The following is a 7,405-nucleotide window of genomic DNA, read 5'->3' as shown; positions in this document are numbered from 1 at the left end:
GGGAGGTGCTGGCCCAGGGCGCCGACCTGCTCGACGTCGGCGGGGAGTCGACCCGGCCCGGAGCCGTGCGTCCCAGCGAGGACGAGGAGCTGCGGCGGGTGCTGCCGGTCGTGCGGGCCCTTTCGGTGCACTGCCGGGTCAGCGTGGACACCATGCGCGCCGAGGTCGCCCGCCAGTGCATCGACGCCGGGGCCGCCATCATCAACGACGTGTCCGGCGGGCTCGCCGACCCCGCGATGCACCGGGTGGTCGCGGACGCCGGCGTCGACTACGTCTGCCAGCACTGGCGTGGCCACGGCGCGGTGATGAACGCCCTGGCGTCCTACCGGGACGTGGTGGCTGAGGTGACCGCCGAGTTGGCGGCCCGGGCGGAGGCCTGCCTGGCTGCCGGGATCGCGGCCGAACGACTGATCCTCGATCCCGGCCTCGGTTTTGCCAAGACCGGCGAGCACGACTGGCTGATCCTGGCCAACCTGGGACGGTTCACCGCGATGGGTCACCGGGTGCTGGTCGGGGCATCCCGCAAGCGCTTCCTCGCAGAGTTGCTGGGCGGCCGCGAACCCGCCGGCCGGGACGCAGCCACCGCCGCGATCTCGGTGGTCTGCGCCCAGCAGTGCGTGTGGGCGGTGCGCAGCCATGAAGTTCGCGCTCAGCGCGACGCAATTGCCGTTGTAGAACGTATCAATCTGGCAATGACGTCAATGTCGGCTGATGATTCCGGTTAACCGCGCGGGTGGCACCGCGCTGGCCGCTAACCTCGCGGGTATGGACGACCGGCTGGTCACGATCACGCTTTCGGGCTTGCGGGCCCAGGGTTTCCACGGTGTGCTCGAGATCGAGCGGCGCACCGGCCAGGAGTTCGTCGTCGACCTGGCGCTCGAGGTGGCGGCGCCAAGCGCAGATGACATCGCCGAAACGGTGCACTACGGTGAATTGGCCGGCGCCGTGGTGGCGATCATCGAAGGTGAGCCGGTGAACCTGATCGAAACGCTGGCCGACAGGATTGCCGACGCGGTGCTGTCCGATCGACGGATTCGCCGCCTCACGGTGACCGTCCATAAACCGCACGCCCCGATCCCGGAAAAATACGATGATGTATCGGTGACGATTTCAAGGAGCAACGATGACTGACGCCTTTCCCGTTGACGTTGACACGTTGGGCAATTTGAGGCCGTTGAATCAGGTGGTCTTCAGTCTGGGTTCGAACCTTGGCGATTCTGTCGAGATCCTGCAGGGCGCGGTCAACCGGCTGGCCGAAACCCCGAACCTGATCGTGGTGGACGTCTCCCCGCTGTACCTGACCAAGCCGGTCGACTACCTCGACCAGCCCGATTTCTACAACCTGGTGGTGATCGCGGACTCGACCCTGGAGCCCAAGACCCTGCTGGAACGCTGCCAGGCGATCGAACAGGCCTACGAACGCAAGCGTGACCCGAACAATCCTGCCGGGCCGCGCAGCCTTGATATCGACCTGATCATGGTCGGCAAGCGCACCAGCGACACCCCGCAATTGCAGTTGCCGCACCCACGCGCCCACGAAAGGGCATTCGTGCTGGTGCCCTGGCTCGATATCGAGCCGCGCGCCACATTACCGCAGGGCCGCGTTGACGATCTGGTCGCCACCATGGACACCTCCGGGGTGACCAGACTTACCGATGTCAAAATAGAGAAACCCTGACTGGGCGTCCGCTACTCTTGAATACGCGGCCATTCTTATTGCATGCTGTGGCTGCGGCTCTGGAGACTCTAGGAGGGGCGAAATGGCCCAGCGTGTCGAGATCATTCTCATTGACGACATCGACGAAACGCCGGCTGACGAAAAAGTCCGGTTCGGGCTCGACGGCACCAACTACGAGATAGACCTGTCATCCGACAACGCGATGCGGCTGCGCGAGGCGCTGGCGCCGTACGTCGGCGCGGCGCGGGTGATCACCGACCGTCGGCCGCGCAGCAGTGGCCGGGCTGCCTCGGTCGCCTCGGGCGCCTCGGCAACCGAGATCCGGGCCTGGGCGGCGCAGAACGGCTACGAGGTCAGTTCCCGCGGCCGGGTGCCGGCGCACATCAGGAAGGCCTACGAGCTGGCGCATTCCTGACCACGCGGCGCCTTGCGCCGACTCGCGCGGGAAGAAATCGGCCCCGGGGTTGGTTGAACGGTTGTATCCCTGCACGGCTGGATCGTGGTTGTCCCCAACTTGGGCGATGGCGGCGACCGACTTTGGGACCCACAACCTAGACTTGACATGAGTCCGCCTGAGTCAACCCCGGCGGGCGGAAGAGGCTCAACCGAGCCAACCTGAGGAGACGAATGTTCGAGCGTTTCACTGACCGCGCGCGCCGTGTGGTGGTCCTGGCCCAGGACGAGGCCAAGATGCTGAACCACAACTACATCGGCACGGAGCACATCCTGCTCGGCCTCATCCATGAGGGCGAGGGCGTTGCCGCCAAGGCCCTGGAGCAGATGGGCATCTCGCTGGAGGCGGTACGCGCTCAGGTCGAGGAGGTCATCGGCCACGGCCAGACCCAGCCGACCGGGCACATCCCGTTCACCCCGCGGGCCAAGAAGGTGCTGGAGTTGTCGCTGCGCGAGGCACTGCAGATGAACCACTCCTACATCGGTACCGAGCACATCCTGCTGGGCCTGATTCGCGAAGGCGAGGGGGTGGCCGCCGATACCCTCATCAAGCTTGGCGCCGACCTGAACCGGGTCCGCAACACCGTGCTGCAACTGCTGAGCGGATACCAGAGCTCCACCGAGGGCCAGCCGATCACCTCCGGCGCGCCCGAGATGGGGGAGACCCCGCGGGGCGGAACCACGGTGCTCGACCAGTTCGGCCGCAACCTGACTCAGGCTGCCCGCGAGAACCGGCTCGACCCGGTGATCGGACGCCAGACCGAGATCGAGCGCGTGATGACGGTGCTCAGCCGGCGCACCAAGAACAACCCGGTGCTGATCGGTGAGCCCGGCGTCGGCAAGACCGCGATCGTGGAGGGTCTGGCCCAGCGGATCGTCCGGGGTGACGTCCCCGAGACCCTGCGCGACAAGCAGATCTACACCCTCGACCTGGGGGCCCTGGTGGCCGGCAGCCGGTACCGCGGTGACTTCGAGGAACGCCTGAAGAAGGTGCTCAAGGAGATCAAGACCCGCGGCGACATCATGCTGTTCATCGACGAGATCCACACCCTGGTGGGTGCGGGTGCCGCCGAGGGCGCGATCGACGCCGCGTCCATCCTGAAGCCCATGCTGGCCCGTGGTGAGCTGCAGACCATCGGCGCCACCACGCTGGACGAGTACCGCAAGCACATCGAGAAGGACGCCGCCCTGGAGCGCCGCTTCCAGCCGATCCAGGTCTCCGAGCCGTCGATCGCCATGACGATCGACATCCTCAAGGGCCTGCGCGACCGGTACGAGGCGCACCACCGGGTGACCATCACCGACGAGGCGTTGACGGCGGCCGCCAACATGGCCGACCGCTACGTGCAGGACCGGTTCCTGCCAGACAAGGCGATCGACCTGATCGACGAGGCCGGCGCCCGGATGCGCATCCAGCGGATGACCGCACCGCCCGACCTGCGCGAGTTCGACGAGAAGATCGCCAGCGTCCGCATCGAGAAGGAGGCGGCCATCGACGCCCAGGACTTCGAGCGGGCCGCCGGCCTGCGCGATTCCGAGAAGCGGCTGCTGGCGGCGCGCGCCGAGCGTGAGCGGGCCTGGAAGAACGGCGACAGCGATTCACCGGCGGTGGTCGGCCAGGAGCAGATCGCCGAGGTGCTGGCCAGCTCGACCGGTGTCCCGGTCGCCCAGCTGACCGAGGAGGAGTCCAGCCGGCTGCTGCGCATGGAGGACGAGATCCACAAGCGTTACGTCGGGCAGGACGACGCCGTGCAGGCGCTGTCCCGGTCGATCCGCCGTACCCGCGCCGGCCTGAAGGACCCGAAGCGGCCGTCCGGCTCGTTCATCTTCGCCGGCCCGTCCGGTGTCGGCAAGACCGAGCTGACCAAGGCGCTGGCCGAGTTCCTGTTCGGCGACGAGGACGCGCTGATCGTGCTCGACATGAGCGAGTACTCCGAGAAGCACACCGCCTCGCGGATGTTCGGTTCGCCTCCTGGCTACGTCGGATACGAAGAGGGTGGGCAGCTCACCGAGAAGGTGCGGCGCAAGCCGTTCAGCGTCATCCTGTTCGACGAGATCGAGAAGGCGCACCCGGACATCTTCAACTCGCTGCTGCAGATCCTGGACGAGGGTCGTCTGACTGACGCCCAGGGCAGGGTGGTCGACTTCAAGAACACCGTGATCGTGATGACGACCAACCTGGGTAGCCGTGACATCAGCAAGGGTGTCACTCTGGGCTTCTCGCGGGCCGGCGACGCCGAGACCAGCTACGAGTCGATGAAGGCGAAGGTCAACGAGGAGCTGAAGCAGCACTTCCGCCCCGAGTTCCTGAACCGCGTCGACGAGACGATCGTCTTCCACCAGCTCAGCCAGGAGGACATCCAGCGGATCGTCGACCTGATGGTGGGCGAGATCGAGGCCCGGCTCGCAGACCGCGACATGGGCATCGAGTTGACCCCGGCGGCCCGCGACCTGATCGCCAAGCGCGGTTACGACCCGGTGCTGGGGGCCCGTCCGTTGCGCAGGGCCATCCAGCGCGACATCGAGGACCCGATCGCCGAGCAGATCCTCTTCGGTGAGCTGACCGCGGGTTCGATCGTCGTGGTGGACGCCGTGCCCGGCGCCGACGAGAAGTCGACCGAGGCGTTCACCTTCGTCGGTACGCCGAAGACGACCCTGCCGGACGCCCCGCTGGCCGCGATGGACAGCGGGACCCAGCAGAACTGACCGCAGAATCCCACTGAAGGCGGTGGGTCCCAGTTGGGGCCCACCGCTTCTTCGTGTCCGGGCCGGTTAGGGCGCACCGATTGGGTGCAGAAAGTGTCGGTCTTGGCGAGCGACTGCACCCACAGTGCCTGACCGGCCGGTTTCGCTGACCAGGGCAGATTGCCGGGGTAGAAAGGATGTCAAGGGCAAACCCGCCCGACAACCGAGGAGGTCGTATGAGCGTTTATCGAGTCACTGATCTCATTGGCACCAGCAGCCAGTCCTGGGAGGACGCAGCAGCCGACGCCATCAAGGTGGCCAGCAAGACCATCCGCGACCTGCGCGTCGCCGAGGTGGTGGAGCAGGACGTCCACATCGATGAAGGCGGCGCGCTCACCTTCCGGACGAAGCTGCGGGTCTCGTTCAAGTACGAAGCGAAGTAGCCGCCGCCTACCAACAGGTTGCAGGGTGGGGCTCGCCGAACTGGCGGGCCCCACCTTCCGTGATTACTGGGACGCAGGTTCCACGAGCCGCCGCCGGCTGGAACCCGCGGAGCTGAGCGGGGGCGGCGTCCCAGCAGCCATAATCGAAGCAACGACCTAGGAGGGTGTGATGGCGGAACCGAGACCCGAGCCAGCTGGCCGCCTGGTGATCACCCTGTGGGAGAGCGCTGGCTCCCGGATGGAAGCGATCGGGCAACGACTGGCCGAGATCCTCGACCTGCCGCTGCATGGCCAGGCGGTCAGTTCGGCCGACATCGCCCGCGCCTTCGCGGCCGGCGAGGATGCCGAGGACGACCAGTTCGTCCGGCTGCTGCAGGGGTTCGGCGGGGAATCGGTGGTGCAGAACGTGCTGTCGGAGACCGATCTGGCCAGCCTGCGCGACAAGATCTCGGCCAACACCATCACCGTGAAGCGCACCGCCCGCGAAGGGGGGGGTGCTACTCGGCCGCAACAGCGCCTACATCCTGCGTGACTGGCCCAACGTGTTCAACGTCTGGCTGGACGGCCCCGAGCCGGCGCGGGTGAACCGGGCAGCCGAGGCGTCCGACCTCGCCTCGGAGATGGCAGCGGTGCAGCTGCGGTTCGAGGACGAACTGCGGGTCTCGATGTCGGTGTTCGGTTACGGCTACGACCCGCGCAACCTGGAGTACTACGACCTGGTGGTGAACACCTGCCGGCTGGACGTCGAGGACGCCGCCCAGGTGATCGCGGCAGCTGCCCGGGCGCACGCGGCGGGGCGACTCAACCAGTAGCCGGGCCGGATGACCGGCTAGAGGTCGCGGCCGATCAGGTCGAGGGCGGCCAGCACATCGTCCAACGGCATCTGGCCGGGGGCCGAGCCGGCGTCCCCGAGCGTGGCGAAGGTGGCGCACGAACCGAAGACCTGTCCGGACAGCCGGCTGACAGCTCCCAGCGGACCCATCGACATGGTGATCAGCGGCACCCGGGACGACTCGGCGCACACAGCGGTCGCAGCCAGCAGCGCGGCCACGTCGACCGCAGACCTGGGCATCACTGCGATCTTGGCGATGTCGGCCCCCATCGACGCCATCGCGTTCAGCCGGTCGGTGATCTCGGCGGTGCTGGGGGTGCCGGCGAAGTCGTGGTTGGACGCCACCACCGGGACCCGGTTGGCCCGCGCCGCCTCGATGCATCGTTTGGCTGCCGGGTTCAGGTACTGCACGTCAACCAGATCGATGGTGCCGCTGGCGCAGGCGTCCGCGATCAGGTCACGGTAGCCGTCGCTGCTCGGGTGCCAGTTGCTGCCCTCGTGCTTGGTCCTGGCGGTGAACAGCAGCGGTCGCTCACCCACGACCTCGCGGATCCGGGCGGTCATCCGGGCGACCCGCGTGTGGTCGTCGCGGTGCTCGTAACGGTCGACCCGCCACTCCACCAGGTCGGCACGGCTGTCGGCGATCCGCCTGGCGGCTGACAGTATGCCGGGTTCGTGGGCGTCGGTGATCGGGATGATCACCTTGGGCCGGCCCGGACCGCCCAGCTGGACACCTCGGACCTGCAGTACGGGACGCTTCGGGGCCGGGCTCATGTCGACACGGTAGCGACACTCGGCGCGTTGTGTAACCCTTGCCGCCGATCCGGTTGGATCCGGCGCCGCGCTCAGGTCTCGCCGCGCACGATCAGGTCGGCCAGCTCCCAGGGCCGGTTGACCTGCCAGTGCTCGGCCTCCTGGGCGGCCCAGGTGTCCCACCACGGACGGTAGCCGTCCCCGTCGCGGCCAAGCGCCCGCTCGCGGCGCAGTTCGGCGTCCATCTCGTACCAGATGCGCACCGACGCCAGGGCCGCGCTGCGCCGGCTCAGCGCCCCGCAGCCCTCGACGATGATCGGCAGCTCCGGGTCGAGGTCCCGCCAGCCGGCGCTCCGGTCGTGCTCCCAGTCCCAGGTCGGGTGACCCGGGTCGACGGGCCGCAGGATGGTCTGCCACACCCACTCGGACGCCGCCGACAGCCCCTGCCAGCCGGGGTAGGCGTCGTCCAGGCTGACCAGTTGCACCGGGCCCATCCGGGGCGACAGGCGGTCCCGCAGCCTGGCGGCCAGCGTCGTCTTGCCGGCTCCGGAGCCGCCGTCC

10 protein-coding genes are annotated in these 7,405 nt (G+C 67.8%); 8 read left to right on the top strand and 2 right to left on the bottom strand.

All coding sequences use genetic code 11. The annotated features are described in order from the left end of the window. The 8 genes from folP to WBL05_RS10555 all read left to right on the top strand — a co-directional run. A partial coding sequence (folP, locus tag WBL05_RS10590; RefSeq protein ID WP_424225796.1) for a dihydropteroate synthase occupies positions 1–725 on the top strand: 725 nt, incomplete at its 5' end. Between the two features lie 40 nt (positions 726–765). Further along, on the top strand, positions 766–1,131 hold the full coding sequence (gene folB, locus WBL05_RS10585; protein ID WP_424225795.1) for a dihydroneopterin aldolase: 366 nt from the start codon (positions 766–768) through the stop codon (positions 1,129–1,131). Further along, complete coding sequence (gene folK, locus WBL05_RS10580; protein WP_424225793.1) at positions 1,124–1,678, top strand: 2-amino-4-hydroxy-6-hydroxymethyldihydropteridine diphosphokinase; 555 nt, start codon at positions 1,124–1,126, stop codon at positions 1,676–1,678. Before folB ends, folK begins: the two co-directional genes overlap by 8 nt. A gap of 82 nt (positions 1,679–1,760) precedes the next feature. Beyond that, on the top strand, positions 1,761–2,093 hold the full coding sequence (locus WBL05_RS10575; RefSeq protein ID WP_424225791.1) for a histone-like nucleoid-structuring protein Lsr2: 333 nt from the start codon (positions 1,761–1,763) through the stop codon (positions 2,091–2,093). Between the two features lie 212 nt (positions 2,094–2,305). Further along, complete coding sequence (locus tag WBL05_RS10570) at positions 2,306–4,837, top strand: ATP-dependent Clp protease ATP-binding subunit (protein WP_424225790.1); 2,532 nt, start codon at positions 2,306–2,308, stop codon at positions 4,835–4,837. 215 nt (positions 4,838–5,052) lie between these two features. After that, positions 5,053–5,259: a dodecin family protein gene (locus WBL05_RS10565; RefSeq protein WP_424225789.1), complete on the top strand. Its 207-nt coding sequence runs from the start codon at positions 5,053–5,055 to the stop codon at positions 5,257–5,259. Positions 5,260–5,428: 169 nt separating this feature from the next. Next, positions 5,429–5,791, top strand: a complete 363-nt coding sequence (locus WBL05_RS10560) for a hypothetical protein (RefSeq protein ID WP_424225787.1) — start codon at positions 5,429–5,431, stop codon at positions 5,789–5,791. Next, positions 5,754–6,071, top strand: a complete 318-nt coding sequence (locus WBL05_RS10555; RefSeq protein ID WP_424225786.1) for an AAA family ATPase — start codon at positions 5,754–5,756, stop codon at positions 6,069–6,071. Before WBL05_RS10560 ends, WBL05_RS10555 begins: the two co-directional genes overlap by 38 nt. 17 nt (positions 6,072–6,088) lie before the next feature. Here the strand turns inward: WBL05_RS10555 and aroD are convergent, their stop codons facing one another. Further along, on the bottom strand, positions 6,089–6,865 hold the full coding sequence (gene aroD, locus WBL05_RS10550; protein WP_424225785.1) for a type I 3-dehydroquinate dehydratase: 777 nt from the start codon (positions 6,863–6,865) through the stop codon (positions 6,089–6,091). 71 nt (positions 6,866–6,936) lie between these two features. Continuing rightward, the coding region (locus WBL05_RS10545; protein WP_424225783.1) for a cobalt ABC transporter at positions 6,937–7,405 on the bottom strand (469 nt) is incomplete at its 5' end.

Source organism: Brooklawnia sp. (assembly GCF_049651565.1).
Lineage (GTDB): Bacteria > Actinomycetota > Actinomycetes > Propionibacteriales > Propionibacteriaceae > Brooklawnia.
The sequence above is the reverse complement of the archived record's forward strand: the minus strand, read 5'-3'. Positions and strand labels throughout refer to the sequence as shown.

Excerpts from the sequence above, each read along its gene's own strand:
- WBL05_RS10575 (WP_424225791.1), top strand. The coding sequence starts at position 1,761 with ATGGCCCAGCGTGTCGAGATCATTCTCATTGACGACATCGACGAAACG.
- aroD (WP_424225785.1), bottom strand. The coding sequence starts at position 6,865 with ATGAGCCCGGCCCCGAAGCGTCCCGTACTGCAGGTCCGAGGTGTCCAG.
- WBL05_RS10560 (WP_424225787.1), top strand. The coding sequence starts at position 5,429 with ATGGCGGAACCGAGACCCGAGCCAGCTGGCCGCCTGGTGATCACCCTG.
- WBL05_RS10570 (WP_424225790.1), top strand. The coding sequence starts at position 2,306 with ATGTTCGAGCGTTTCACTGACCGCGCGCGCCGTGTGGTGGTCCTGGCC.
- folB (WP_424225795.1), top strand. The coding sequence starts at position 766 with ATGGACGACCGGCTGGTCACGATCACGCTTTCGGGCTTGCGGGCCCAG.
- WBL05_RS10565 (WP_424225789.1), top strand. The coding sequence starts at position 5,053 with ATGAGCGTTTATCGAGTCACTGATCTCATTGGCACCAGCAGCCAGTCC.
- folK (WP_424225793.1), top strand. The coding sequence starts at position 1,124 with ATGACTGACGCCTTTCCCGTTGACGTTGACACGTTGGGCAATTTGAGG.